Genomic DNA, 25,471 nt, shown 5'->3' on the forward strand with positions numbered 1-25,471 from the left:
ACCACAATTAGTCTACGTATTTTTTAAATATCACAGAAGCATTATGGCCGCCGAAACCAAACCCATTGCTTTGAACTATATTAATATCTCTTTTTTGCGCGGCATTAAAGGTGAAATTAATTTTAGGGTCAAAAGAAGGATCATCGGTAAAATGGTTAATAGTAGGGGGTATTATACCATTCTGTAAAGCCAATATAGAGGCAATAGCTTCAACCGCACCGGCAGCACCTAAAAGGTGACCTGTCATTGATTTGGTTGAGCTGATATTTATACGGTAAATATCATCGCCAAACACATCCTGTATCGCTTTAATTTCCTGCGGATCGCCTATTGGGGTGGATGTTCCGTGAACATTCACATAGTCGATATCTGCAGGGGTTAAGTTCGCGTCTTCCAATGCCGACCGCATTACCAGTGCGGCTCCAAGCCCATCAGGGTGTGGGGCCGTCATGTGATAAGCATCGGCGCTCATGCCGCCGCCCATCATTTCGGCATAAATTTTAGCGCCGCGGGCCTTTGCATGCTCCAGCTCTTCTAAAATTATAGTACCTGCGCCTTCGCCGGCCACAAAACCATCCCTGTCCAAATCAAACGGGCGCGATGCCGTTGCCGGATCATCGTTACGGGTTGATAATGCGTGCATAGCGTTAAAGCCACCGATACCAGCTTCGTTAATGATTGCTTCAGAACCGCCGCTGATGAACATATTAGCTTTACCCAAACGGATATAGTTAAAAGAATCAATAAGCGAATTGTTTGATGAAGCGCAGGCGGAAACTGTTGAAAAGTTTGGACCGCGCAAACCATATTTGATCGAGATATGGCCGGGGGCTATATCCGCTATCATTTTAGGAATAAAAAATGGGTTAAAGCGTGGGGTGCCATCGCCTTTGGCAAAGTTTACAACTTCATCCAAAAACGTTTTTAAACCGCCAATGCCCGAACCCCAGATAACGCCTATACGGCTGGTATCCAGTTTCGAGAAATCTAAACCCGCATCCTTCACTGCCTCTTCTGTTGAGAAAAGCGCGTATTGAACAAACGGATCTAATTTACGGGCATCTTTACGACCCAAAAAACCATCCGCATCAAAGCCCTTTACTTCACATGCGAACTTAGTTTTGAAATGTGTGGTATCAAAACTTTTAATAAAGGCAGCGCCACTTACCCCATTGATTAAGCCATTCCAATACTCAGAAACGGTATTACCAATTGGAGTAAGTGCTCCAAGCCCGGTTACTACAACTCTTTTGAACTCCATTTAATCCAGTTAGGGAGTCTTATTTAACGTTTTTTTCAAGGTAAGCAACAGCCTGACCTACAGTACCGATAGTTTCAGCCTGATCGTCAGGAATAGCCACGTTAAATTCTTTTTCAAACTCCATGATTAATTCCACGGTGTCTAACGAGTCGGCACCAAGGTCATTGGTGAAACTCGCTTCTGGTGTAACTTCACTTTCGTCAACACCCAGTTTTTCTACGATAATAGCTTTTACTCTTGAAGCGATATCAGACATAGTCTTTATAGTTTAATGATTAATAAAAATTCAGTGCAAAGAAAAATAAATTCTGTCAATAATCAAATCTAAAACTTTTACAATATATTTCGATAACAAAATTTTATTGGAGCGGTTTGTATTTGTATTTTTGATGCGGTAAAAGTAATGATTTTGAACAGGAAATTTTTAAAGTTTGAGATCGATTTTGATTTTGTACTTATTGCGGTAACTTCTTCTTTAAAAGATTACCGCGTATGTTATCTTATCAACAAATTTTTAAATTTTAATTTTATTAAAACTGAGGATTTGTCTGTTGATATCCACCCCGGAAGCGAACCCGTTTTATTCTCGAAGTACTATTATAGCTGGGAAACCACCGAAACAGATTTTTATTTTATAGGTAATAAAGGCTCTGAAGGCTATTTAGTGCCCGAAATGAAGAGCGCCGATTATTTTTTGATGGTACGTAATTACATTGATGATACCGACCTTGATAACCTGATATCAACCCTAAATAAAATACCTGAAATTGTTGCCGCAGTAAAGATTGATCCGAAAAAAATAAAATCACGGGAAAATCTGTTATTTTAGCGCAAAATTTTAAAAGTGTTGGTATCACACCTAATGTGAATACAGTGCCAGTTTAACCCGATTAATATGAAATTATACTATAACCGTACTAAGATTGTTGCCACCATGGGCCCGGCATCAGCTAAAAAAGAAGTTTTATTAGCGATGATAAAGGCTGGTGTAAACGTTTGCCGCCTTAACTTTTCGCATGGACGCCCGGAAGATCATAAAGGCGTTATTGATACCATTAGAGAAATTAATGCCGAATACAAAACCAATGTTGGCATCCTTGCCGATTTGCAAGGCCCAAAAATCCGAATTGGTTTGGTAAAAGATGGCGGTATCCACTTAGTAAACGGTACCCAAATAAAAATTACTACGCAGGAATGTATTGGTAATGATGAGCAGATTTATATCACTTACGATACCTTCCCTCAGGATGTACAGGCTGATGAGATTATTTTATTAGACGATGGCAAGCTGCAATTAAGGGTAATTGAAACAAACAGACTTGATACTGTTATGTGCGAGGTAGTACACGGTGGTATATTAACATCACGTAAAGGCGTTAACCTGCCAAATACCAAAGTATCTATCCCCAGCTTAACCGAGGAGGATTTGATTAACCTGCAATTCGCGTTAAAATATGATGTAGAGTGGATTGGCTTATCATTTGTACGCACCGGACAGGATATTATTGAACTTAAAGAAATTATAGCCAAAAGCGGTAAAGCCGCTAAGGTTATTGCTAAAGTTGAGAAACCGGAAGCAATTGATAATATAGACGAAATTATTGCCGCTACCGATGGCGTAATGGTTGCCCGTGGCGATTTAGGTGTTGAAATGCCTTTAGAAGAAGTGCCACTGCTGCAAAAAATGATTGCCCGCAAATGCCGCGCGGCTTCAAAACCGGTAATTGTTGCTACCCAGATGCTGGAATCAATGATTACCACCCCGCGCCCAACACGCGCCGAAGTTAATGACGTAGCCAACTCGGTACTTGATGGTGCCGACGCGGTAATGCTAAGCGGCGAAACATCTGTTGGTGAGTTCCCGATTATTGTTATTGAAACCATGGCCAAAATTGTGCGTAATGTGGAAGAACTGGGCTATCCTTATAATACATCAAAACAAGGAAAAGTTGACCCTGCCGCTGTAAATTACCTGAGCAACGCGCTTTGCGAATCGGCAGTGCACCTGGCGCAACGTACCGATGCGGTAGGTATTGTATCCATGACAACATCTGGCTATACCGCGTTTGAAATATCAAGCCACCGGCCTAAGGCAAGCACCTACATATTTACGTCGAACAAGCAATTGCTTAATGCGCTTAGCCTGGTTTGGGGCGTACGCTCTTTTTACTACGATAAATTGGAAAGTACAGATGATACCATTAGCGATGTAAATAATATACTTAAAACTGCAGACCTTATACAAGCTGGAGATGTGGTAATAAACACTGCAGCAGTACCAATTATTAAACAAGGCAAAACCAATATGCTTAAAGTAAGCGTTATTGAATAGATAATTAAGGCTCAGCCTAATATGAACGGCGGGTAATGTTTATGCATTACCCGCTTTTGTTTTTAACGCAGTGTAAATGCTATCAATTGGCCATGTCAATCTGTTGCCCTATGGCTTCCAGTTCGTGTTGGCAGAAGGCTCTGGTATATGAAAGCGTTTTATATTGCTTCATACTTGTTTTATAAATATTGGCCACCCAAACTCCATGCATATAAAGCGAATAATAAACACCTTTGATGACGGCATCGGTTTTGGTGCGGATATTTAAATTAAACTGTTTGTCTTTTACGGCGTACTGTATGTCGAATTTTTTCATAGATGTAAGTGATTGATGATTTAAACATTCAAAGCTGGTACTTTGTTTGTTTAAGTCATTGGTTTGTAGGCGACTTTAAAAACTAAATTAAGGAAAAAAAAATAAAAAAGCAACCACCGTGCACAATTGCAAGTGGTTGCATGATTTTAATGCATGAACTTACCTCAATTCTATCCGCTGATGCTGATAAGGAATTTCAACCCGGTCAAAACCTTTTTCCTTTAACTTCACGCTAAAATGTTGCTGAACATCATATTCGCCGTGAACCAAAAAAATCTCCTTTACCTTTGCCGGATCCTGACAAGCCAAAAAATGTAGCAGGTCTTCATAGTCGCCATGGGCGCTCATTGATCTTATCGAGCGCACTTCGGCATTAACCTGGTACGTTTCGCCAAAAATATGTACTTCACTGTCGCCGGCAAGCAAGTGGCCGCCAAGGGAATTGGGTTCGCAATAACCTACCATTAAAATGGTATTTTTATTATTGTTAATGTTGTTCTTAATATGATGTTTCACCCGTCCAGCCTCGGCCATGCCCGATGAGGAGATGATAACACATGGCCGCGGATCGTTATTCAGCGCCTTTGATTCCTCGGTTGATTGGATAAAACGCAATCCTTTAAAACCAAAAGGATTGGCATCGGTTTTTAATACTTGCTTTACCTGTTTATTATAAACCTCCGGGTGGTTCATTAAAACTTCGGTGGCTTTTTCAGATAACGGGCTATCTACGTAATAACGCAAATCAGGAAGTGTCCCTTTCAGCTCCAAAGCATTTAATGCGTATAGCAGTTCCTGTGTACGCCCGACACTAAAAGCCGGAATAATTACCTTGCCCCCTTTTACCTCGCAGGTTTGTTTAATAATTTCCAGTAAAGCTTCCTCTATCGGGCCCTGGTCTTTGTGCAATGAATCGCCATAGGTAGATTCCAGCAAAATATAGTCGGCCTGGGCAAACGGTTGCGGGTCGTTCAGCAGCATGTCGTCATAACGGCCAACATCGCCGCTAAAAGTGATGTTGGTAAGTTTGGCATCCTCGGTAATTGCCAGATGTACCGATGCACTGCCTAAAATATGGCCGGCATCTGTGAACTTTAACTTCACCTGGGGGGTTATTTCAAATTCTTCATTGTATTCCACAATCTTAAATAACCTTAGCGCATCCATGGCCTCTTTATCCGTGTAAAGTGGCTCAATCAAGGGTAACCCTTTGCGTGCGCGGTGTTTGTTGCTATACTCCGCGTCCTGCATCTGGATATGTGCCGAATCCATCAGGAGAATGCGGGTAAGATCCATAGTGGCCGGTGTGCAATAGATCGGGCCATTATAACCCTCGGCAACCAACCGGGGTATCAATCCGCAATGATCTATATGCGCGTGCGACAGTACCATATAATCAACCTTTTCAGGATTGAAACCGAAATGCTCGTTCAGGTTGTCAGACTGATCGCCCATACCCTGGAACATGCCGCAATCTAATAAAATTGCGGTTTCGTCTTTTAAGCGGATAAGGTGTTTGCTGCCGGTAACGTTACGTGCAGCGCCATGAAAGGTTATATTCATTTATAATAGGGTATAAAGTATACATAACGAAGATGGCGATTTAATGTTTAATAAAACAAAACTAAGTTTTTAGTTGTTATTTTGGTTTATAGTTTATAACTTAGATTAACCAATTGGACAAGCCACTGCGATTTTAAATAAGCATTGGCATTTTTACACAAAGCACATGGAAATTAAAGAGTTAACCCGCGCCGAAGAACAATTAATGCAGGTATTATGGCAACTGGAAAAAGCATATGTAAAAGATGTGATTGACATGTTGCCCGAACCTAAGCCTGCATATAACACGGTATCAACCATTATCAGGATACTGGAAACAAAGGGCTTTGTAGGGCATACGGCGTTTGGCAAAAGCCACCAATACCACCCGATAGTAAGTAAAGATCAATACCAGGATTTTGCATCTGATAAATTATTGAGCGGATATTTTGATAATTCGGTTAACCGCATGCTTTCCTTTTTTGTAAAAAAAGAGAAGATTGACCTTAAAGAGGCTGACGAGATCATGAAACTGATTGAAAAACTTAAAGACAAATAGCGATGAGCTGGTGGCAATATTTATTACTGGTAAACATTTACCTGGTTTTGTTTTACGTGTTTTATGTTTTGTTGCTGCGTAAGGAAACCTTTTTTCAGTTAAACAGAATTTATCTTGTCACGGCGGCATTGCTGTCATTTTTTATACCCGTTATACAGGCCGATTGGGTGCAAAACCTTTTTATAACCCAACAGGTAAAATATACTATATATAGCATTCCCGTAATTCAATACCAGTTTAGTGCAACAGAAAACAGCCATCTTAAAATGGGCGAAATTTTGGCATTTTTGTATTTAACGGGCATTTTAATTTTATCGGCCAGGCTTACCTGGCAGTTGTTTAAACTACGCCGCGTTATGCGGATGCCCAAAGCCGAAGTGCCTTATTCTTTTTTTAAAACGGTAAAGCTAAGTGAAGATAGCCCGGATAATGCCGTTATTGAAGCGCATGAGCAAGTGCATGCGCAGCAATGGCATTCGGCCGATGTGCTGCTTGTAGAAATGGTGATGATCATTAACTGGTTTAACCCGGTAGTTTACCTGTACCGTATTGCTATTAAACATATTCACGAGTATATTGCCGACAGGCAGGCCGTACAAGCCGGCGCCAGCAAAGCCGACTATGCATTGCTACTGTTGAGCCAAACATTTAACAGCCCGGTACACTGGCTGGTAAATCCTTTTTTTAATCATAGTTTGTTGAAACAACGCATTATGATGCTGCAAAAAAACAAATCGCAACGCATTTCGCTCATAAAATATGGCCTTTCGGCGCCCCTGTTTATATTAATGCTGGTTTTATCTTCGGCCACCATTAATAACAGCAAAACAGTTACTGCAATCAACAATAAGGCCAGGGAAATATTTATAATGCCGGCATCGCAGGTAGGCCTGGCCTCCATGATGCCTGATGACAGGCAGCCGTTTGCAAACGCCCGAAAAAGCACCGAAGCAGATACGAGTAAAGTATTTTCGTCGGTTGAGCAATTGCCCGAGTTTCCGGGCGGCGTTCCCGGATTTATGAAATTCATAAGTATGAATATCAGGTATCCGCAAGATGCAAGGGAGAAAAAAATACAGGGCAGAGAGTTTTGTTCATTTATTATCGAAGAAGATGGATCACTATCGCACATAAAAACGTTACGTGGAATTGATCCTTCGTTAGATGCCGAGTCTATCCGGGTGCTTACACTCTCGCCCAGGTGGAAGCCCGGGATGCAAAACGGAAAACCTGTACGAACTCAATACTCCGTTCCGATAAGTTTTGCACTGGAACATGATAACCAAGTTAATAAAGCAGAAGCTCAACCAGTAGCCGCCCCTGCCGACGTTTACAATACGGTATCTGATTTGCCTGCTTTTCCGGGCGGCTTTGAGGCATTAAGCAAATTTTTGGCCACCAATATAAAGTATCCAAAAGATGCCCGGGAAAAAGGAATAGAAGGGCGGGTAATATGTACGTTTGTGATAGAAACCGATGGTACATTATCAAACATCAAGGTTTCCAGGAGCGTTAGTCCTGATGTGGATGAGGAAGCAATGAGGGTACTTAAACTATCGCCCAATTGGATACCAGGCAAGCAAGCCGGTAAAACGGTGCGCGTACAATACAGCATACCTATCAGCTTTAAACTGAACGATGATAAGCACCCTATTAAATCTACCGGAACTAAAACGGGCAAAGTAATATCAGTAAATGATAACACGCCGTTTTACACAGGCGTTGAAACTCCAGGCGATACAATTAAAGATAATGCATCGCACCAATTACGCTTAACCGGGAAGGCCGATTATAAATATCAACCGCTTTATGTAGTGAATGGAGAAATATCCTCTGCAACGGCAGTTAACCTGCTTGACGTTGATAAAATAGAATCAATAACCGTTTTGAAAGACAAAAGCGCGATAACCCTCTGGGGCGACAAGGGAAAAAATGGCGTTGTGGTGGTAAAAATCAAGAAATAGGTGTGGATGGTTATGAATGTGCAAATTTCAAGTATGCTGATGGGTGGATTATACGCTCAGGTTATACTATTCAAAAAACACTATCATCGATTAATACCAGCAATATTTTAGTTTAATGCCCCCGGCAATTTGAATTGCACCTGGTTAGAGTTATTTACCGGTTAAATCTTTTTAATTTAGCTTAGCACCGTTATAAACCCTGAAAGCAAAATACCTCTTGCCATGAACAACGCCGTCAATTTAACAATCAACGCTATACAACACATTGGTATTCCTGTTACCGATGTAACTGCCTCCCAATTATTTTACAGCCGGCTTGGGTTTAACAAGGTAATGGAGGCACCTTTTACCGACAATGGCGGCACCGGTACCTGCGTAATGATGCAACGAGGCAATATGATAATGGAACTGTACCAGCTACCCGGGGCAGGCTTGTCAGAAATCCGGGCAAGAGGTAACGGCCATATCGACCATGTGGCCTTTGACGTGTCCGATATCGATGAAGCTTTCAACGTAATATCTGAAGCCGGGTTTAATGTGATAGAGCCCGAACCGGTGTTTCTTCAGTTTTGGAAAAATGGGTGTAAATATTTTAATATTACCGGGCCAGACGGCGAACGACTGGAGTTTAACCAGAGACTTTAATGGCTATATGGTGCTCCACATAGGAAACTTTCTTGAAACATGTTTGGCAATTGTGGGCCACAACTGAACATCTTAGGGGCTTAAGCGTTATTTGCTTACTTTAGCATTAAGCTTACCGTACATGAAAAATACCACATACTTTTTACTGGCCCTGGCTGCAGCAGCCAGCCTTGCATCCTGCTCACCTAAGGGCCCCTACGCCCTTACCAACAAGGTATACAAACACCAAACAGACTCAGTACTTGAAGTGATATCCCGTGAACAGCCGGCCATGCTACAGGATAGCCTGGGTGTCCAGATCCCCAGCGAATGGATTGGTACCGTGAACTTTAACGCCCGGAAGCCTAATTATGTGATCATCCATTTTACAGCCCAGGATTCGGCCAAACAAACCCTCAAAACCTTTACACTGGTAAAGCCGCAGGTGAGCGCCCATTACGTGGTAGCCAAGGATGGCAAGGTATACCACATGCTAAACGATTACCTGCGTGCCTGGCAGGCCGGCATCAGCAAGTGGGGCAGCATTACCGATATGAACAGCTGCTCGATAGGTATCGAAATTGATAACAACGGACACGAGCCTTTTAATGATGTACAGGTGAAAAGCCTGCTGGCGCTGCTGGCACAGCTTAAAAAAACTTATAACATTCCAACAGCCAACTTCATTGGCCACCAGGATATTGCGCCGGCCCGCAAGCCCGATCCGGGGCCACTGTTCCCCTGGAAGTTACTGGCAACCAAAGGCTTCGGATTCTGGAGCGATGAGCTGCTTGAACTTCCGCCCGACAACTTTGACTATGCTACCGCGCTGCGCCTGATAGGTTACGATACCAGTAACCTGTCCGCCGCCATAACCGCCTTTAAACGCCACTTTGTACAGGTAGAGGACAGCCCGGTTATGAGTCAGCTTGATTTGAATGTATTATACAATGTTTACAGGAAATATTAAAAGAAAGACAAGGCCTGGGAGCTCGATCCGGAGAATGAGATTTCTTATCTAACTTTATTTATTATCCCTGCTCTTTTGTTTTTCCACTTTTGCCCTTCAATAAACTACTCATCAAAGAATATCTCCACATTGTTGCTTACCGGATGGCCGGTGCAGGTGAGTACCAGGCCAGCGGCTATATCGGTATCGGTGAGCACATCGTTTTTGGCCATCTCCACCTCGCCGCTAACGCGTCTGGCGATGCAAGTAGAGCATACACCATTACGGCAGCTATAGGGCAGGGGCAAATTGTTTTGCAGGGCGGCCTGTAAAATAGATTGGTTTTCGCCCACGGGCAAATCATGCAACTCGCCTTTGAATCTGATCCTGATGTTACGGGGAGGGAAATTGGTGGTGGAACCGGTTACCGCTACGGTCTCTAAAACAAAATTTTCCTTCCGGATCTGGCCGGGTTCAATCCCCATATATATCAACGCAAAGCGGATCATCCGCATGTACGGGAATGGGCCGCAGAGGTAAAATTCGGCATTTTTAAGTTTTGCAGGTACTATTTGCCGGGTTAAGGTTTCAACCCTATCGGCATTTAGCCGATTGGCTTCGCTGCTTAGAAGGTGGATAACAGCAAACCTATTGGCATACCGTATGGCCAGTTGATTAAGCTCGTTTTTAAACAGTATGGCGCTGGCATCCTGACTGCTGTAAATAATTGTAAGCCGGCTTTTGCCTGCCCGGTTCAGGATATATTTTACCTGCGAAAATATAGGGGCAATGCCACTGCCGCCTGCAAAAAATAATATAGATTTATCTTGTTCATAACCACTCACTATAAACCTGCCCGCCGGCGCCAGGGCATTGAGCATATCGCCAACCTTTATTTTAGTAAGCATAAAGCGCGAAATTTCGCCGTTGCTGATACGCTTTACGGTGATGGAAAGCAGTGGCTCGTCTGGCGATGAACTTAGGGAATACGACCTGCGGATTTCCTCGCTCCGGTGGTTAAATATCAGTGTCAGAAATTGCCCGGCTTTATAACGCAAAGGCGGGCCCGACGAATTGGACAGGTAAAAGGTGGCCGTATCCGGAGTTTCCCACTTAATTTGCTCAACTTTAAGTTTTAGTATATCGATGGTCATATGTTAAAAAAACGGCCCCGTTGCGTTGTACGGGGCCGTTTCTGTTTTTAAATACCTGCTTACAATTAAGCTATTGCTTTTGCATAAAGCTCGGCAACATGTGCCCAGTTGATTACGCTCCAGATGCCCGCCAGATAATCAGGACGGCGATTTTGATATTTAAGGTAATAAGCATGTTCCCAAACATCGATACCTAAAATAGGGGTGCCTTTTACTTCGGCAATATCCATTAAAGGGTTATCCTGGTTTGGAGTTGAGCAAACGGCCAGTTTTTTATCAGCAGTAACAATTAACCATGCCCAGCCCGAGCCAAAACGGGTTGCACCGGCTTCGTTAACTTTAGTTTTTAAATCGGCAATTGAACCAAAAGTGCTGGTAATTGCAGCAGCTAAGGCACCTGTAGGTTCGCCGCCGCCATTTGGTGAAAGCAAAGTCCAGAACAGGGTGTGGTTGTAATGACCACCGCCATTGTTGCGTACAGCAGGCGCGAATTTTGAAATGTTTTTGATGATATCCTCAATGCTGCTATCAGCTTCTGGCTTACCTTCAAGGGCTTTATTTAAATTAGTAACGTAAGCCTGGTGATGTTTACCATGGTGAATTTCCATAGTAAGTTTATCAATGTGCGGTTCCAATGCATCGGTAGCGTAGGATAACGCCGGTAGTGTAAATGCCATAATTACAATTTTAAAGTTTAATGATTGTTGTGTAACAAATATAAGAGTAGATTTTACTTTTTGTTCTAATTTATTGTCATGTTTTCTTTAAGTCCATGGTCAATAGACCATAGTCCATAGCAACGCTGATATAATTATTTTGGCCATGGATTATGGTCTATTGACCATGAACTGCTTCCTACTTCCTCTTCCCCCTGAAAAAATTCTTCACCAGCTCCGAGCATTCGTTTTCGCGGATGCCGCCGGTGATTACGGTTTTAGGGTGCGTTATTTTTTGGTTAAGCCTGCCAAAACCCAGTTTAACATCGTAGGCCCCAAAAACTATCCGCGCCACCTGGAACCAGTAGGATGCCCCGGCACACATTACACAGGGCTCCATAGTAACATACAAGGTGCATCCTTGTAAATATTTACCCCCCATTGAATTTGCAGCTGCGGTAAGCGCCTGCATTTCGGCATGGGCCGATACATCGTTAAGGCGTTCGGTAAGGTTATGGCCGCGGCCAATGATTTTGCCGCCATATGTTACTATAGCGCCAATCGGTATCTCATCTTCCTCAAGTGCGTAGCGTGCCTCTTTTAAAGCCTCGCCCATAAAAAAATCGTCGGGAGATACGGCGGGTTCGTCTTCGAAATTTATATACCTCATTTAAATCAGTTTACTGCCGTTGGGCACGGCTTTATCAACGGCTGCCAGCACAATGTCGCCATTTTCATCGGCAAAGCCGGTCACCAAAAATTCCGACATGAATTTGCCAATTTGCTTTTTAGGGAAATTGATCACCCCCAAAATCTGCCTGCCAATAAGGGTGTCCTTTGTATAGTGTTTAGTAATTTGTGCGCTCGACCATTTGATGCCAAATTCGCCAAAATCAACCCTCACCTTGTAGGCAGGCCTGCGTGCCTCCGGGAAATCAAGGACCTCTAATATGGTTCCTGTCCGCAGTTCCACTTGCTCAAAATTTTGCCAGGTGATGGTTTCCATAGGGGCAAAGGTAAAAACATGTGGAATAGAATCAAGGGGCATTTGCTAACTTGTAACAGCTATAACACAACAAACCCCGATATGCCATTGGTTCAGCATATCGGGGTTTGTTTATTATTTGTTATTGTTGGTTGGCTGTCGGCCTATAAAATCTTAAAACCAACGCTTAAAGCCCAAAGGTTTTGGCGCTGACCATAGTTAGAGTTTACTTTGGATAAGCCACCCTCGTAACGCAGATCGGCAGTTATTGCGCCGATATCAACGCCGGCACCAGCCTGGAAACCTAATGTGCTTTTGTTGTAGTTACCAAAATCCTGGTAAGCGCCGTTTACGTTATCGCTAAAACTTTGATTTTTATCAAGAGCATAGCTATAAACAGGGCCTGCCATAACTCTGAAATTCAGGTTTTTGGCCCCAAATGACTTGCCCAAAAGCAATGGTACATTCAACGTAGTAAATTTAACTTTACCCTCTGTTGTTACAGTGGTACCATCAGTTGCCTGAAAATCAAACTTTCCTCCCTTACTGGCTAAATAAAGTTCTGGTTGTAAATACAAGCCGCTACCAACCCGGGCAAATAAGCCGGCCTGGTAACCAGTTACAGAAGACTCGCCAACGGCGGAAGTATTGATTTTAGAAAAATTGACACCACCTTTAACACCTAAAGAAAACTGTGCCTGCGCGCTGATGCTCACTGCTATCAGTAATGCGGCACTTAATAAATACTTTTTCATAAATTTTAATTTTTAGCGGGGCGAAGCTATAATTTTTTCGAATAATTATAACCAAACCCCTTGTTTACATAGTTAGTTTACAAACTGGCTGTGTTGATAGCCTGTTTTATTGCCTATCAATTGACGCGCCAAAGTTTTAAACGTTGCTTTCGCCCGTTTTTTATAATCCGGCCAAAATAATTTTAACAGGGCTAACGCTTGAGGCTATTTTGCCAGTAATTTTTCCAGTATATCTACACATTGCTCCAGCTCTGCCGGGGTCGAGGAGGCAAAGCCCAGCCTGGTAAAATTTGGTGTCAGCAGGCTATTCCCGCCCTGGAAATACAGTCCTTTTTTTAAGGCATTTTGGGCAAGCCTGTTCAAATCTATCGACGAATCAAAATAAGTCCACACGGCCATCCCCCCTTCGGGCACTTTAAATTGTACGTGATTTTTTAGGCGATTATTCAATAATCCGCAAAAAACATCACGCCGCTGTTGGTATACCCGTAATGATTTACGGAGATGGCGTTGTATTACACCATTTTGCAATAGCTCGGCCATGGCATTCTCCAGCATAGTATCGCCCTGGCGGTCAATGGTGCGCCGTAATTGGGCCAAATGTTCAATCACGTTTTCGGGGCCAACCAAATACCCCACCCTTATGGCCGGCGAAATACTTTTGGAAAAAGCGCCACAATACAACACCATCCCCGCATCATCGGCGCTGGCCAATGGCATCAGCGGTTTGTTTTGGTAATGAAAATCGTAATCATAATCATCTTCAAAAATTATGAAGCCATGCTTTCGGGCCAGCTCAAGCAAGTGCACCCTCCTATCGGGCCGCAAGGCTACCGTTGTGGGGTAATGATGGTGCGACGTTACGTACACCAGGCGCACGGTTTGCCTGCTGCAAAGTTCATCAAGCCTATCTACATCCAATCCATGTTCATCAACCGGCACTTTTAACAGGTTTGCCCCGGCCTGTAAAAAATTGGCTTCGGCACCCGCCCAGCCCGGTTCGGCGGTAACTACGGTGTCGTCGGCTTGCAGCAGTCCGGTGCAGGCTAAATAAAGCCCCATAACAGTGCCCCGTACTATCAGGATATTGGCCGGCGTAACCCGCAGGCCGCGGGTAATATTTAAATAAGTAGCCAACTCCGTACGCAACCACGCTGACCCTTTCGGGTCGGCGTAACCCAAACGGGTATAAGGGTTGCCTGTTAAAAGCTGTGTGCGGTAAGCTCTCGAAAGTTCGGTTACCGGTGCCATGCGGGTGTCTGGGAAACCATCGTCAAGGTGCAGATCAATGTTTAAATCGACGATCCCGCGCTGCAGGTGCGGCGCTTCCTTTATGCTAAAGCCGGCTACTTTAGCTACATCGGGACTATTATTTAACAACTGCCGGGGCTTTGTTACCGGTAAATGGCCGGCCACAAAAGTTCCGCTGCCCGCATGGCTTTGCAGCCAGCCCTGGGCCAGCAATTCGTCATAAGCCCTTATCACTGTTTTACGGTGCAGGTTTAGTAAAGTGGCCAGCTGCCGGGTACTGGGCAACCGGTGGCCGGGCTGTAACGTACCCCCTTTTACCATCGCCATAAGTTGGTTGGCCAGCTGAATATAAACCGGCAACGGTACCTTTTTATCAATTATTAAGCTTGATGAATATATCTGCATGAAATTGGACTACCTGTTTTGTGTTATCTGGAGCATTGTCGCCATCCAATAAACGCATAATTTTATCAAAAAACAAAATCATGGCAAATCCACCGGCACATCTTATCCCCAGCAGGGCAGCAAAAAGGGCAAATTACGAGCCCGAAACTATCAACAGTATCCTGGATGAAGCGTTATATTGCACCATCAGCTATTCGGCAGATAACAAACCTTACGCTATCCCCACCGCGTTTGTGCGGTACGGCAGCCGCATTTATGTACATGGCTCGGTAGGCAGCCATTTGATGCGCGAACTGGAAAAAGGCATCCCGGTTTGCATTACCGTTGCCCTGATGGATGAATTGGTGGTAGCCAAATCGGCATTTCACCACTCGGTAAATTACCGGTCGGTAGTGATATTTGCGCAGGCAGAAAAAATTGAAAGCGTAGCCGATAAAACCGAGGCTTTTAAATGGCTTACCGAAAAGATTGTACCCGGCAGCTGGGATTATCTGCGCCCTATAACCGACAGGGAAGTGCTTAAAACCACCGCCCTTGCATTTAAAATTGATGAGGCATCGGCTAAGTTGCGCACAGGCATGCCGGTTGATGACGACGACGACCTGGAACTGCCCATTTGGTCGGGCCTTATCCCCCTGCAAACCAAACGACTGACGCCCATTCCCGATAAACTGAGTGAAGGATTGCCAGTGCCGCCTCATCTTGCTGTAATTTAATGTTAAAAAGGGCGTGCAACCTCATTTTTAATTCAGCCAACGTGTATTTTTTATATTTTTGCTTAAAATAATTTAACAATGGCCGAAATCAGTATCTCTAATAAAGATTGGGAACGTGTAAAAATTAAAGTTCAACGCAAATACAACAACCTGAGCGATGAGCAATTAAAATATACCGAAGGACAGGAGGAAGCCCTGATAACCAAACTTATGGAGCTTGTAAACCGTAACAGGGAATATGTGGTGTTCACCCTGAAAAAAGCTTTGGTGAATATTGACAATAACAGGCTGTAAATAAGCGTTCAATTGTAAAAATCGATAAGCTTTTCGTATTTTTATATGCTTTAATGTTGTACCGGGTATGGTGATCTCAAAAAAATACAAAAAGATAGGCTTGTTTGCTGGCATTGTAACGCTGGCTGTTGGTGTTGCGGCTTTTGACGATGACCTTTTCCAGATCTCGAAAAACCTGGATGTTTTTGCATCAGTTTATAAAGAAGTTAATATTAACTACGTTGATAACGTTAACTCGGCCAAACTGGTAAAAACCGGCGTAGATGCTATGCTGGATGGTTTGGATCCCTATACCGAATTTGTACCCGAGTCGGAAATTGAAGATTATAAGCTGCACTATGTAAGTACCCAATACGGCGGCATTGGCGCAAGCATTTTTACCCGCAACGGCAAAGTATACGTATCTGATGTATTTGAAGGTTTCCCGGCGCAAAAGGGCGATATACACCCTGGCGACCAGGTGCTAAAAATAAACGACATTGATCTTAACGGAAAAAACAACGACCAGGTAAGCCTTTTACTTAAAGGATCAAAAGGGGCGGCCATCAAGCTCTTTATTAAACGCGATAATGTTCCTCAGCCTTTTGAAAAAAACCTGTTGCGCGATGAAATAAAACAGCCAAACGTATCCTACTTTGGTATGGTGCAGGGTAATATGGGCTATATTAAGCTGGATAAGTTTTTAGAAAACTCGGCAGCCGAAGTAACCAACGCCCTGGTAACCCTAAAAAAGAATAACCCTAATGGCATTATCCTCGATCTTCGTTCAAACGGCGGCGGTATTTTGCAGGAGGCTGTAAAAATCGTAAACCTTTTTGTACAGAAGGATGTAGAAGTGGTATCGCAAAAAGGAAAAATAAAAGAAAAGAATTTTACTTACAGTACCGTAAGCGCGCCGCTTGAGCCAAACCTGCCGTTGGTAGTATTGGTTAACAGTCATTCGGCATCAGCGTCAGAAATTGTTGCCGGCTCGTTACAAGACCTTGACCGGGCTATTATTATTGGGCAACGCAGCTATGGCAAAGGCCTGGTACAGCAAACTTTTAACCTGCCGTATAACAGCCTGGTTAAAATTACCATAGCCAAATACTATATCCCATCGGGCCGTTGCATCCAGGAGTTGGACTACACACATCGTAAGGACGATGGCAGCGTGGTTAAAGTTGCCGATTCATTAATCCACGAGTTTAAAACTAAAAATGGCCGCTCGGTTTATGACGGGAGCGCCATTTACCCCGATATTTTTATTAAACAGGAAAAATTTGCCAATGTAACCCAGGCGCTGGTGGGTAAGCTGCTGATATTTGATTACGCCACCGTTTACCGCGATAAGCATGCTAAAATAGCCGATACAAAATCGTTCGTGTTATCTGATGGCGAATACGGTGATTTTGTGAAATACCTGGCCGATAAAAACTACAACTACACCACCTCATCAGAAAAGGTACTGAACAGCCTGAAGACCGAAGCCACCAAAGAAAAACAGTTTACCGACATACAGGCGGAGTACGATGTGTTGAAAGCCAAGCTGATGGCTACCAAAAAGAACGACCTTCAGCTACATAAGGACGAGATTAAGCAGATACTTGAAAACGAAATAGCCTCCCGCTATTACTACGAAAAGGGCCGCTACGAAGTAAACTTTAAATACGATAAAGAACTGGCCCAGGCCGTAAAAACCATGCAGGACAAAACCCAGCTGGCATCCATCCTTAAAGGCGAAGGCAATTACAAAGTAATTGGTAAACCGATGCTGGCCATGGCAGGTAAAAAGGTTGCGGCCGAGAAAGACACCGACGACGACAATAACTAAACTCCGCAACTGACAATTAGCCCCTCTGAAATTATTGTAACTGATTAGTTACTCCTCCGGCCTATGCTTTAAACTAAACTTTTTCTGTCGGTTATTGTCATACATCGAAACAAAACAATAACACTATGAAAAAGATAATTTTAACAGCCGCTATTTTTTTAGGCTGTTTAGCAATAAAGCCCGCAAGCGCCCAGATTAGTTTAAGTATTAATATTGGCAGCCAGCCCGAATGGGGGCCAACCGGTTATGACAGGGCCGATTATTACTATATGCCCGACATTGATTCATATTATGATGTAAACGCGCATCAGTATGTTTATTTTAACAATAATGTATGGGTGCACTCGGTTGCGTTACCGCCCCGTTACAGCAATTACGATGTTTACCATAGCTACAAAGTGGTAGTTAATGAGCGTGCACCATGGGTGCATAACACGGTTTACCGTACCAAATACGCAAACTATAGGGGTAGACATGATCAAACTATTATCCGCGACAGCCGCGAGGTTAAATACAAAAACCATTGGACAGGTAATGGCCGGGGCAACTCGCGCAAGGTAATTATACACAAAGAAGTACGCAAAACCAGCCATGGCAATAAAGGGCATGGTCACAAAGATTAATTTTTGATTGCTAATTTTTAAATACAAAACAGGTTTCCGATAAAATGGGGGGCTGTTTTTTGTGTATTGAACATGCGTCTCGCATGGAGGTTTGATTTATATTAAACTTTTTTGATTTAATATTGTCATACATCCAAACAATGCTACCGGTTGGCAATCTATTGATGGTTAACAAGGGGCACTACTTAAAAAACAAAACAAATGAAAAAGATCATCCTGTCGGCAGCTATATTATTAAGCTGCTTCGTTATTAAAACAGCCAGTGCCCAGGTAAGCGTAAGTTTAGGGGTAAACATAGGCAGCCAACCGGCCTGGGGTCCCGTTGGATATGATTACGCCAACTATTATTACATGCCCGATATTGATACTTACTATGATGTGCCAACACATCAATATGTATACTTTGATAATAATGTGTGGGTGCACCGCGCCTATTTACCGGTACGTTATCGTAACTATGACTTATACCACAGTTATAAAGTGGTAATTAATGAGCGCTCCCCATGGGTAAGAAACGATGTTTACAGAACAAGGTATGCCAGCTACAGGGGCCGTCATGACCAGGTTGTTATACGCAACAGCCGCGATGTCAGGTATGCCAATTACTGGAGAGGCAATCATGACCGTAGGGTAGCGTACACCCGTGGTAATGGCCACTTCGATAATGGAAACCATGGTGGCCGCGGGCCGCAGTTTCATGGCAACGGCGGCGGTCATTTTGGTGGCGATCATGGCAACCATGGTGGCGGCGGTGGTCGTGGCAATCATGGTGGAGGTGGAGAACATGGCGGTGGTCATGGTCATCACTAATAACCAAATAAAAACAGCAAAACAGGCCTCCGGTAACATGGGGGCCTGTTTTGTTTAAAACGGGTTGGCAATATTTAGGCATCCCTAACTATTACAAACCGGCTGGTTTTTATTTATGTTTGTACGTTCCCAGTTCAACAACGGATGTATACATTATCAGAAGAAAATTATCTAAAGGCCATTTACCGTATCGCACAGCAAAAGGATGTTAAAATAACGCCAACTGCTATAGCCGAAGCGCTGGGTAATAATCCCGCCTCGGTAGTTGATATGATCAGGAAGCTTACCGAAAAGGAGCTGATTGCCTATGATAAAAAGGTGGGCGTAAAGCTTACCCCACAAGGTTTAAAAGATGCCATACTAATTGTACGCAGGCACCGCCTTTGGGAGGTGTTTCTGTTAGAAAAACTGGGCTATCATTGGGACGAGATCCACGATATTGCCGAAGAACTTGAGCATATAAGTGATGCAACTTTGGCCGATAGGCTTGACAAGTTCCTGGGCTTCCCTGAATATGATCCTCACGGCGATCCCATTCCAAAAGCCAACGGAAAGGTGCCTAAATCATTTTCGGTAACGTTAACCGATCTTAAACCTGGTGCGGCATGTCGCGTGGCTGCCGTGCGCGATACCAGCAATTCGTTTTTGCAATACCTTATCAAGCTTAATATTGGTATAGGTACCCACATCCTGCTAATTGAAAAAATACCTTTTGACGACTCGCTGGTAATCAGTATCAATGGTAAGGAAAACACTACCGTGTCGCAAAAATTTGGCGAGAATATTTTGATTGATTGAGAGGCGGATTTTTTTCAAGCGAAGGCACTAAGGAGCAAAGAAAGACAAACAAATACTTTGCGCCTTGACTTCTTTGCGTATTTGCGCGAAATAAATAGCCCTTCTGACTATTTGAAAAAAGTGTCATTTTTTTGTCTTTATTCCTTGCTATTTGCTCCAATTTATAGCCAAATCCCTGATTTACGTTATTCGCAATCTTGTTTTCATCTTATTTTCATATAAGCAATCTACCTTAGTTGTTGTAGAGGTGAGAGGTAACATTTTTGTTATAAACAAAATCATCCTACGGCGGGATTAGAGTAGTTTGATTTTTGACGATAAAAAATTTATTTTATGCTGGCAGTAAAAACTTTAGGTAACAATTTAACCACCTACAAACGTAATGTACACGCTATGGGTGATAAATTTGAGATTAGTGTGGTTGGAAGTGATCCTTTATTGGCCAATGAACAAATAGAAATCGCTATCGACGAGATCAACCGGGTCGAAAAACTGCTTTCGGCTTTTGGCGACCACAGCAATATTAAACAAATTAACCGCGAAGCCGGTGTGGCCCCGGTAAAAGCCAATGGCGAAATTTTCAGGTTAATTAGCCGTGCTTTACAGATATCTGAACTTACACACGGTGCTTTTGATATTACCTATTTCACCGGTAATACCGGCAACGATACAACTTCGGTTGAAAACGTGACTGTTAAAACGGCCCCATACTCGGTAATGCAAACCAACTATCAAAATGTTGTACTTGATGCCGGCAAACAAACTATTTTTTTAAAGGAAAAAGGTATGCGCATTGGCTTTGGAGCCAACAGTAAGGGATACGCCGCCGACAGGGCAAAATTTATTTTGCAAATGAATGGCGTAAGCAGCGGCGTTATTAATTCAGGTGGCGATTTGCTAACCTGGGGCACACAGCCTAATAACAAACCATGGACGGTAGGCACTGCTGATCCGGAACAACGGAAACAACCATTTGCCCACCTTAACATTAGCAATATGGCGTTTGCCACATCGGTAAATGCCGAAAAATATGCAAGCATCAGCAAGAAAAAATTTCAAAGTATTGCCAGTGCCAATAAAGGTTTCCCGGTAAGCGAAATTAAAAGCGTAAGCGTGCTTAGCCCAACCGCCGAATTGGCCGATGCCATGGCATCTCCTATGATTAGCATTGGCATTAACGCCGGCATGTATTTAATTAACCAGCTAAATCAAATTGCCTGTGTTATTATTGACGACCAGGACCGCGTTTATATGTCAAAAGGCATCAGCATATAACACCTTTAATCTTATTTATTTTAAACCAATCATAATTATTCCGGCAAGCGTGTAATCACTTGTTTGTCTAAGCATTTTCCCTTGCTTAAATAAACAGGTGATAATTGTTATCAACAGTACCCCCAATTTGGGTATTACTGTTTATATTGACCGATATTTGAATATAATTTTAAGTTTTTCTTCCTCTCAATGGTAAAGTGGTTTGCGTATATTGTACTGTTATTGATATTTACGCCACATTTATCTGATGCCGGTACTACAAACAGCCCATCAAATCCTGTTGAATACCATTATACGGTTACGTTGCAGCATCATAATTTACCGGCCGATACTACGTTATCAAAAAGTAAAAAAGAGCAGGAAGAAAAAAATAAAATTAAAGAGGTAGCTAAAGCAAAACGGCAGGCCAAGCCCGCAAAGGTGAATGAAAACACTCTACCTGTGGCGCCCAAACCTAAGCCGAAAAGACAGCGCCGGCCCGAAGGGCTGGAGCGTCCGCCGGAAATACCTCGACGAAATGGCGATTAAACAGGTGGTTAACAAACAATTTACCAATTTTTGATGAAGTACCTTTGCTTATTTTTTTTTATTGCCGGCAGTAATGCCTTATATGCCACAGGTATTAACAACCGGTTTTTGACCGGTGGCAACATCCATATTGTGGCCGATACAGATACCATCATCAGGAAAAAATCTGTTTCGGTGGGGGTGAATTATGGCAGCGACGCCCTCTTTTTCGGACGTACCAGCCCTGTTAAATATCCCTTTGTTACCGGCGATGTTATTTATAACAGCAAACAAGGTTTTTTTGCGTATGGTTCGGTATTAAAGGTTTTGGGGTATGCGCCGGTTGATGAAGTTGATGTTGGCGGCGGATACTTTTACAAACTGTCTAAAAAGTTTTCGGGCACGGTAAGCTATACCCGGTTTATTTTTAATAAGCAAGCCAACGTAATCAAATCGGCTTCGTCAAATGATATTAACCTGAAAAACGCATATGATTGGAAGTTTTTGAAAACCAGCGTTATTGCGGACTACCTTTTTGGCAAATCAAACGATTTTTTTGTTACCGTTACAAACTCCAAATACATTGAAACAAGCTGGAGCATTTTTGATGATCAGGATTACCTTTCATTTAATCCATCATTCAATTTTATAACGGGAACCCAAAATTTTGTGCAGCGATACTCTGTAGACCATCGTTTTAAACAGGATATTGACAACATATATGTGTACGATGATGCAAACTCCGCACGGTATAACCGCAAGTTTAAAATGCTTAACTACAGCTTTAAGGTGCCCATTGCTTATAACAGGCCCCATTACACCCTTGAGGCTTCATGGCGTTATTCTATTCCGGTTAACGTAGAGGGGATGCTCGAAAACCATAAAGAATCGTTTTTTAACTTTACATTCTTCTACTTGTTTTATTAATACCAGCGCATGAATGTTTTAATTATTGAAGACGAAAAAGCGCTTGCACATGAGCTGGAAATATTCCTGACCAATTATAATTACATCTGTGAGGTTTGTTATAATGGTACTTCGGCGTCAGAAAAAATTGCCACCAATTTATATGATTTTATACTGATAGATTTGGGTTTGCCTGATTACGATGGGCTCGATTTGTTAAAAGAGGTAAAAAAACAGGGTTTGGATGCGGCCTGTATCATATTAACCGCCCGCGCCGAAATCAACGACCGCATTAAAGGGCTTGACCTGGGTGCCGATGATTACCTGCCCAAACCATTTTCATTGCTTGAGCTGCAAAGCCGGATGCAAGCTATTATTCGCCGCAAGTTTGGGGTTAAAAATAATATTATAGACCTGGATGGTTTCCTGATTGATTTAACCAACCGCACCATATCATACGGTACAAGCATGGTTAATACCATCACCAAAAAAGAATTCGACCTGATTGCTTACCTCATCCTGCATAAAAACCGCACACTTACCAGGATGCAGTTAAGTGAACATATTTGGGGCAGTGTGGTTAACAACGATTACGACTCCAATTATATAGATGCGCACATTAAAAACATCAGGAAAAAATTAAATGCATTTGCATCGCCCGATTGGTTGGAAACTGTGCGGGGGCTTGGATATAAAATAAAGATAAACGCTTAATTATTTGAAATTAAGAACAAAACTTACACTTTTTAATGCCATATCAAAACTGGTGATTGTGATACTTTTTGTATTGCTTGTGCCCGTATTGATTAAAAATATAAGTAGCAGTTACGTTGATAGTAAGCTGATAAAACAAAAAAACAAACTGCTGCAAATTGTTAAAAGCCAGGGCATTGAAACTTATATAGTAAACGGCGAAGGCTATGGAAGTTACCTCCCGCTTAAAGATGAATACATAAGCCTTGATGAGGTTGACCCAAAGTATTTTTTAGATACCATTCAACGTGGTAAACGTCTTTTTAGCGAGGGCGACACGCTTGAGTACCGGATATTGAGCCATACTTTTAAGGTAAAAAACAAAAATTACCTCCTGGAAATTGGCAAAAGCGTTGATACTCTTGATGAAACCAGCATCCCCCTGCAAAACCTGGCTTTCCAGGTATTATTAGGCATGATATTGCTCACCGTACTTGCCGACCAGGTTTACTCCAATTATGTGCTTAAACCATTACGCATCATTATTAAAACCAAGCTTGTAGGCCAAAGGTTCCCAAATTTCCAGTCGTACCGAAAGGTGCGCACCACTACATCGGATTTTGAGCATCTTGACCTGAGCATCCACAATATGATTGAGACTATTGCCGATAAATTTCATAAAGAACGCGAATTTATCTCCAACGCATCGCATGAACTGATGACCCCGATATCTATCCTTCAGTCGAAAATTGAAAACATGTTTGAGGAGGAAGATATAAATGACGAGTTAAAAGTACGTTTGCTGGAGATGCAAAAAATTCTTAACCGGCTCAAAAGCATCACTAAAACCCTGCTCCTGATATCGCAAATTGAGAATGAGCAATTTTTAAAAGAAGATAGAGTTTCAGTAAGTGAGTTGTTGCAGGATGTTTATGACGAAATCTCCATTCGCCTGCAGGATAAAAACATAAGCTATGAAGTTTCGGTGCCCGATAACTGGTATATGGTAAACATTAATAAGTTCCTGCTTTTTAACCTGTTTTTTAACCTGATTAACAATGCTATAAAATATAACCGCGAGGATGGCAGCATCAGGGTTGCGGCAGTGGCCGTACATGATAAATTTATAATAAGCATAACCGATACCGGGATAGGAATAGATGCCGAAGCGCTGCCTCTGATATTTAACCGCTTTAAAAAATTCCGCCAATCGCTGCAGCAGGATAGCTTTGGCCTGGGCCTGCCCATAGTAAAATCTATAGCCGGCTTCCACAATATCGAAGTTGACGTAGTATCCGAAAAAGATGTAGGTAGTACTTTTAAGCTCATTTTTCCGGCTACATTGATAATTGTTGGTTGATCTGCTCTTCGCATTCCTCTTGTTGTATCGGGAATTTTACATTTATGTACTAAAAATTAGTCAGCCTATTAGATTAAGGCTAAACAATAATCATTTTTCAAATCGCTACTTTCGTAATTGTTAATAAAATAAAGCAGTAGTGTGTATTTGTCTTTATTGGCAGCCAATTTATGCCAATTTTGCTTTTGGCACCTGCTTTGCAAACGGAAGTATATATATACATATTATTATTATGAAATCTCTAAAAATTAAGGTAGCAACTTTCAGTTTAGCATTAGCTACGGTTGGAATATTAGGCTCGGGCTGTAATTCATTAACCAAAACACAAAAAGGGGCTGCTATTGGCGCTGGTGCCGGTGGTACTGTAGGCGCTTTTATTGGTAAGGCTGCGGGTAACACTGCTTTAGGTGCTATTATTGGTGGCGCCGTTGGTGGTACCGCAGGCGCATTTATTGGCCGAAATATGGATAGGCAAGCTGCAGAAATTAAACAAACAGTTCCCGGCGCTACCGTAACCCGCGAAGGCGAAGGTATCCTGGTGAAATTTGACTCGGGCATTTTATTTGATACCGACAAATCGGCTTTAAAAGCCGAAGCGCAAAGCAATTTGCAAAAACTGGCTGTATCGCTTCAAAATAACCCCGAAACTAATATTTTAATTGTTGGCCATACAGATAATACAGGAAGCGACGCGCATAATATGGATTTATCCATTCAAAGGGCTCAAGCTGTAAAATCGTACATCGCGGCCCAAAATGTTCCTGCATCACGCTTACAAACTTCGGGCAAAGGTGAAACAGAGCCAATTGCCGATAACACAACAGTTGATGGACGTTCAAAAAACCGCAGGGTGGAAATTGTAATTGTTGCCAACTCAACAATGAAAAACCAAGCCAAACAATCGGCTCAATAATATAATAGTT

At 42.6% G+C, this 25,471-nt stretch carries 28 protein-coding genes; 18 read left to right on the forward strand and 10 right to left on the reverse strand.

Features of this window, described 5'->3' with window-relative positions:
- Window positions 1-7: 7 nt before the first annotated feature.
- Window positions 8-1,261: a beta-ketoacyl-ACP synthase II gene (gene fabF / locus ACFGVS_RS21175; protein WP_090638389.1), complete on the reverse strand. Its 1,254-nt coding sequence runs from the start codon at window positions 1,259-1,261 to the stop codon at window positions 8-10.
- Window positions 1,262-1,280: 19 nt separating this feature from the next.
- Window positions 1,281-1,517, reverse strand: coding sequence for an acyl carrier protein (locus tag ACFGVS_RS21180; RefSeq protein ID WP_031266521.1), 237 nt, complete (start codon window positions 1,515-1,517; stop codon window positions 1,281-1,283).
- Window positions 1,518-1,664: 147 nt separating this feature from the next.
- Between ACFGVS_RS21180 and ACFGVS_RS21185 the strand changes: the two genes are divergently transcribed.
- Together ACFGVS_RS21185 and pyk are read left to right on the forward strand one after the other, a co-directional pair.
- A complete protein-coding gene (locus ACFGVS_RS21185) occupies window positions 1,665-2,090 on the forward strand; it encodes an IPExxxVDY family protein (RefSeq protein WP_255369740.1) in 426 nt (141 codons plus the stop codon).
- Between the two features lie 66 nt (window positions 2,091-2,156).
- Entirely contained in the window at window positions 2,157-3,593 is a 1,437-nt protein-coding gene (gene pyk / locus ACFGVS_RS21190) for a pyruvate kinase (protein WP_439695492.1), read from the forward strand.
- An 82-nt stretch (window positions 3,594-3,675) separates the two neighbouring features.
- Here pyk and ACFGVS_RS21195 read toward each other — a convergent pair whose 3' ends face one another.
- On the reverse strand, window positions 3,676-3,909 hold the full coding sequence (locus tag ACFGVS_RS21195) for a hypothetical protein (RefSeq protein WP_439695493.1): 234 nt from the start codon (window positions 3,907-3,909) through the stop codon (window positions 3,676-3,678).
- A gap of 159 nt (window positions 3,910-4,068) precedes the next feature.
- A complete protein-coding gene (locus tag ACFGVS_RS21200; RefSeq protein WP_439695494.1) occupies window positions 4,069-5,472 on the reverse strand; it encodes an MBL fold metallo-hydrolase RNA specificity domain-containing protein in 1,404 nt (467 codons plus the stop codon).
- 166 nt (window positions 5,473-5,638) lie between these two features.
- Here ACFGVS_RS21200 and ACFGVS_RS21205 point away from each other — a divergent pair, with 166 nt between their 5' ends.
- The 4 genes from ACFGVS_RS21205 to ACFGVS_RS21220 all read left to right on the forward strand — a co-directional run bounded on the left by ACFGVS_RS21205 (window position 5,639) and on the right by ACFGVS_RS21220 (window position 9,568).
- Entirely contained in the window at window positions 5,639-6,010 is a 372-nt protein-coding gene (locus tag ACFGVS_RS21205) for a BlaI/MecI/CopY family transcriptional regulator (RefSeq protein ID WP_090638409.1), read from the forward strand.
- 2 nt (window positions 6,011-6,012) lie between these two features.
- Window positions 6,013-7,974 carry a TonB family protein gene (locus ACFGVS_RS21210; protein ID WP_439695495.1) on the forward strand — a complete coding sequence of 654 codons (1,962 nt, stop codon included), beginning with the start codon at window positions 6,013-6,015 and terminating at the stop codon, window positions 7,972-7,974.
- 222 nt (window positions 7,975-8,196) lie between these two features.
- On the forward strand, window positions 8,197-8,619 hold the full coding sequence (locus ACFGVS_RS21215) for a VOC family protein (protein WP_439695496.1): 423 nt from the start codon (window positions 8,197-8,199) through the stop codon (window positions 8,617-8,619).
- Between the two features lie 121 nt (window positions 8,620-8,740).
- Window positions 8,741-9,568 (forward strand): N-acetylmuramoyl-L-alanine amidase, encoded by an 828-nt coding sequence (locus ACFGVS_RS21220; protein ID WP_439695497.1) that lies wholly within the window; start codon window positions 8,741-8,743, stop codon window positions 9,566-9,568.
- Window positions 9,569-9,672: 104 nt separating this feature from the next.
- On the opposite strand, the gene ACFGVS_RS21225 is transcribed toward ACFGVS_RS21220, so the two are convergent.
- The 6 genes from ACFGVS_RS21225 to ACFGVS_RS21250 all read right to left on the reverse strand — a co-directional run bounded on the left by ACFGVS_RS21225 (window position 9,673) and on the right by ACFGVS_RS21250 (window position 14,753).
- Window positions 9,673-10,701 (reverse strand): 2Fe-2S iron-sulfur cluster-binding protein, encoded by a 1,029-nt coding sequence (locus tag ACFGVS_RS21225; RefSeq protein ID WP_439695498.1) that lies wholly within the window; start codon window positions 10,699-10,701, stop codon window positions 9,673-9,675.
- Between the two features lie 65 nt (window positions 10,702-10,766).
- Window positions 10,767-11,378 carry a superoxide dismutase gene (locus ACFGVS_RS21230; protein ID WP_090641554.1) on the reverse strand — a complete coding sequence of 204 codons (612 nt, stop codon included), beginning with the start codon at window positions 11,376-11,378 and terminating at the stop codon, window positions 10,767-10,769.
- 178 nt (window positions 11,379-11,556) lie between these two features.
- Complete coding sequence (locus ACFGVS_RS21235) at window positions 11,557-12,027, reverse strand: nucleoside deaminase (protein ID WP_439695499.1); 471 nt, start codon at window positions 12,025-12,027, stop codon at window positions 11,557-11,559.
- Complete coding sequence (locus ACFGVS_RS21240) at window positions 12,028-12,363, reverse strand: tRNA-binding protein (RefSeq protein WP_439695500.1); 336 nt, start codon at window positions 12,361-12,363, stop codon at window positions 12,028-12,030.
- A 143-nt stretch (window positions 12,364-12,506) separates the two neighbouring features.
- Window positions 12,507-13,097 carry a porin family protein gene (locus ACFGVS_RS21245; protein ID WP_090638435.1) on the reverse strand — a complete coding sequence of 197 codons (591 nt, stop codon included), beginning with the start codon at window positions 13,095-13,097 and terminating at the stop codon, window positions 12,507-12,509.
- A gap of 204 nt (window positions 13,098-13,301) precedes the next feature.
- A complete protein-coding gene (locus ACFGVS_RS21250; RefSeq protein ID WP_439695501.1) occupies window positions 13,302-14,753 on the reverse strand; it encodes a PLP-dependent aminotransferase family protein in 1,452 nt (483 codons plus the stop codon).
- Window positions 14,754-14,833: 80 nt separating this feature from the next.
- Between ACFGVS_RS21250 and ACFGVS_RS21255 the strand changes: the two genes are divergently transcribed.
- The 12 genes from ACFGVS_RS21255 to ACFGVS_RS21310 all read left to right on the forward strand — a co-directional run bounded on the left by ACFGVS_RS21255 (window position 14,834) and on the right by ACFGVS_RS21310 (window position 25,461).
- Window positions 14,834-15,469, forward strand: a complete 636-nt coding sequence (locus tag ACFGVS_RS21255) for a pyridoxamine 5'-phosphate oxidase family protein (RefSeq protein WP_439695502.1) — start codon at window positions 14,834-14,836, stop codon at window positions 15,467-15,469.
- A 78-nt stretch (window positions 15,470-15,547) separates the two neighbouring features.
- Window positions 15,548-15,763, forward strand: coding sequence for a hypothetical protein (locus ACFGVS_RS21260; RefSeq protein ID WP_090638442.1), 216 nt, complete (start codon window positions 15,548-15,550; stop codon window positions 15,761-15,763).
- Between the two features lie 67 nt (window positions 15,764-15,830).
- Window positions 15,831-17,576: a S41 family peptidase gene (locus tag ACFGVS_RS21265; protein WP_439695503.1), complete on the forward strand. Its 1,746-nt coding sequence runs from the start codon at window positions 15,831-15,833 to the stop codon at window positions 17,574-17,576.
- A gap of 125 nt (window positions 17,577-17,701) precedes the next feature.
- On the forward strand, window positions 17,702-18,199 hold the full coding sequence (locus ACFGVS_RS21270; RefSeq protein ID WP_439695504.1) for a hypothetical protein: 498 nt from the start codon (window positions 17,702-17,704) through the stop codon (window positions 18,197-18,199).
- A 201-nt stretch (window positions 18,200-18,400) separates the two neighbouring features.
- Complete coding sequence (locus tag ACFGVS_RS21275) at window positions 18,401-19,009, forward strand: hypothetical protein (protein ID WP_090638453.1); 609 nt, start codon at window positions 18,401-18,403, stop codon at window positions 19,007-19,009.
- A 144-nt stretch (window positions 19,010-19,153) separates the two neighbouring features.
- Window positions 19,154-19,807, forward strand: a complete 654-nt coding sequence (locus ACFGVS_RS21280; protein WP_274210987.1) for a metal-dependent transcriptional regulator — start codon at window positions 19,154-19,156, stop codon at window positions 19,805-19,807.
- 333 nt (window positions 19,808-20,140) lie between these two features.
- Entirely contained in the window at window positions 20,141-21,082 is a 942-nt protein-coding gene (locus tag ACFGVS_RS21285; protein ID WP_090638462.1) for an FAD:protein FMN transferase, read from the forward strand.
- Between the two features lie 189 nt (window positions 21,083-21,271).
- Window positions 21,272-21,610, forward strand: a complete 339-nt coding sequence (locus tag ACFGVS_RS21290; RefSeq protein ID WP_090638468.1) for a hypothetical protein — start codon at window positions 21,272-21,274, stop codon at window positions 21,608-21,610.
- A 33-nt stretch (window positions 21,611-21,643) separates the two neighbouring features.
- Window positions 21,644-22,516, forward strand: a complete 873-nt coding sequence (locus ACFGVS_RS21295; protein WP_439695505.1) for a hypothetical protein — start codon at window positions 21,644-21,646, stop codon at window positions 22,514-22,516.
- A 9-nt stretch (window positions 22,517-22,525) separates the two neighbouring features.
- Window positions 22,526-23,209, forward strand: a complete 684-nt coding sequence (locus tag ACFGVS_RS21300) for a response regulator transcription factor (RefSeq protein ID WP_439695506.1) — start codon at window positions 22,526-22,528, stop codon at window positions 23,207-23,209.
- A 4-nt stretch (window positions 23,210-23,213) separates the two neighbouring features.
- The gene (locus ACFGVS_RS21305; RefSeq protein WP_090638484.1) at window positions 23,214-24,548 is read left to right on the forward strand and encodes a sensor histidine kinase; all 1,335 of its coding nucleotides are present in this window, start codon (window positions 23,214-23,216) and stop codon (window positions 24,546-24,548) included.
- Between the two features lie 232 nt (window positions 24,549-24,780).
- Complete coding sequence (locus ACFGVS_RS21310) at window positions 24,781-25,461, forward strand: OmpA family protein (RefSeq protein ID WP_090638488.1); 681 nt, start codon at window positions 24,781-24,783, stop codon at window positions 25,459-25,461.
- The last annotated feature ends 10 nt before the right edge of the window (window positions 25,462-25,471 follow it).

The organism is Mucilaginibacter sediminis (assembly GCF_051903035.1).
Classification (GTDB): domain Bacteria; phylum Bacteroidota; class Bacteroidia; order Sphingobacteriales; family Sphingobacteriaceae; genus Mucilaginibacter.

Coding starts and splice junctions, on each gene's coding strand:
- ACFGVS_RS21270 (WP_439695504.1), top strand. CDS start 17,702: ATGAAAAAGATAATTTTAACAGCCGCTATTTTTTTAGGCTGTTTAGCA.
- ACFGVS_RS21195 (WP_439695493.1), bottom strand. CDS start 3,909: ATGAAAAAATTCGACATACAGTACGCCGTAAAAGACAAACAGTTTAAT.
- ACFGVS_RS21225 (WP_439695498.1), bottom strand. CDS start 10,701: ATGACCATCGATATACTAAAACTTAAAGTTGAGCAAATTAAGTGGGAA.
- ACFGVS_RS21280 (WP_274210987.1), top strand. CDS start 19,154: ATGTATACATTATCAGAAGAAAATTATCTAAAGGCCATTTACCGTATC.
- ACFGVS_RS21220 (WP_439695497.1), top strand. CDS start 8,741: ATGAAAAATACCACATACTTTTTACTGGCCCTGGCTGCAGCAGCCAGC.
- ACFGVS_RS21210 (WP_439695495.1), top strand. CDS start 6,013: ATGAGCTGGTGGCAATATTTATTACTGGTAAACATTTACCTGGTTTTG.
- ACFGVS_RS21250 (WP_439695501.1), bottom strand. CDS start 14,753: ATGCAGATATATTCATCAAGCTTAATAATTGATAAAAAGGTACCGTTG.
- ACFGVS_RS21245 (WP_090638435.1), bottom strand. CDS start 13,097: ATGAAAAAGTATTTATTAAGTGCCGCATTACTGATAGCAGTGAGCATC.
- ACFGVS_RS21295 (WP_439695505.1), top strand. CDS start 21,644: ATGAAGTACCTTTGCTTATTTTTTTTTATTGCCGGCAGTAATGCCTTA.
- pyk (WP_439695492.1), top strand. CDS start 2,157: ATGAAATTATACTATAACCGTACTAAGATTGTTGCCACCATGGGCCCG.
- ACFGVS_RS21300 (WP_439695506.1), top strand. CDS start 22,526: ATGAATGTTTTAATTATTGAAGACGAAAAAGCGCTTGCACATGAGCTG.
- ACFGVS_RS21260 (WP_090638442.1), top strand. CDS start 15,548: ATGGCCGAAATCAGTATCTCTAATAAAGATTGGGAACGTGTAAAAATT.
- ACFGVS_RS21285 (WP_090638462.1), top strand. CDS start 20,141: ATGCTGGCAGTAAAAACTTTAGGTAACAATTTAACCACCTACAAACGT.
- ACFGVS_RS21230 (WP_090641554.1), bottom strand. CDS start 11,378: ATGGCATTTACACTACCGGCGTTATCCTACGCTACCGATGCATTGGAA.
- fabF (WP_090638389.1), bottom strand. CDS start 1,261: ATGGAGTTCAAAAGAGTTGTAGTAACCGGGCTTGGAGCACTTACTCCA.
- ACFGVS_RS21290 (WP_090638468.1), top strand. CDS start 21,272: ATGGTAAAGTGGTTTGCGTATATTGTACTGTTATTGATATTTACGCCA.
- ACFGVS_RS21310 (WP_090638488.1), top strand. CDS start 24,781: ATGAAATCTCTAAAAATTAAGGTAGCAACTTTCAGTTTAGCATTAGCT.
- ACFGVS_RS21215 (WP_439695496.1), top strand. CDS start 8,197: ATGAACAACGCCGTCAATTTAACAATCAACGCTATACAACACATTGGT.
- ACFGVS_RS21240 (WP_439695500.1), bottom strand. CDS start 12,363: ATGGAAACCATCACCTGGCAAAATTTTGAGCAAGTGGAACTGCGGACA.
- ACFGVS_RS21255 (WP_439695502.1), top strand. CDS start 14,834: ATGGCAAATCCACCGGCACATCTTATCCCCAGCAGGGCAGCAAAAAGG.
- ACFGVS_RS21265 (WP_439695503.1), top strand. CDS start 15,831: ATGGTGATCTCAAAAAAATACAAAAAGATAGGCTTGTTTGCTGGCATT.
- ACFGVS_RS21200 (WP_439695494.1), bottom strand. CDS start 5,472: ATGAATATAACCTTTCATGGCGCTGCACGTAACGTTACCGGCAGCAAA.
- ACFGVS_RS21235 (WP_439695499.1), bottom strand. CDS start 12,027: ATGAGGTATATAAATTTCGAAGACGAACCCGCCGTATCTCCCGACGAT.
- ACFGVS_RS21275 (WP_090638453.1), top strand. CDS start 18,401: ATGAAAAAGATCATCCTGTCGGCAGCTATATTATTAAGCTGCTTCGTT.
- ACFGVS_RS21205 (WP_090638409.1), top strand. CDS start 5,639: ATGGAAATTAAAGAGTTAACCCGCGCCGAAGAACAATTAATGCAGGTA.
- ACFGVS_RS21185 (WP_255369740.1), top strand. CDS start 1,665: ATGATTTTGAACAGGAAATTTTTAAAGTTTGAGATCGATTTTGATTTT.
- ACFGVS_RS21180 (WP_031266521.1), bottom strand. CDS start 1,517: ATGTCTGATATCGCTTCAAGAGTAAAAGCTATTATCGTAGAAAAACTG.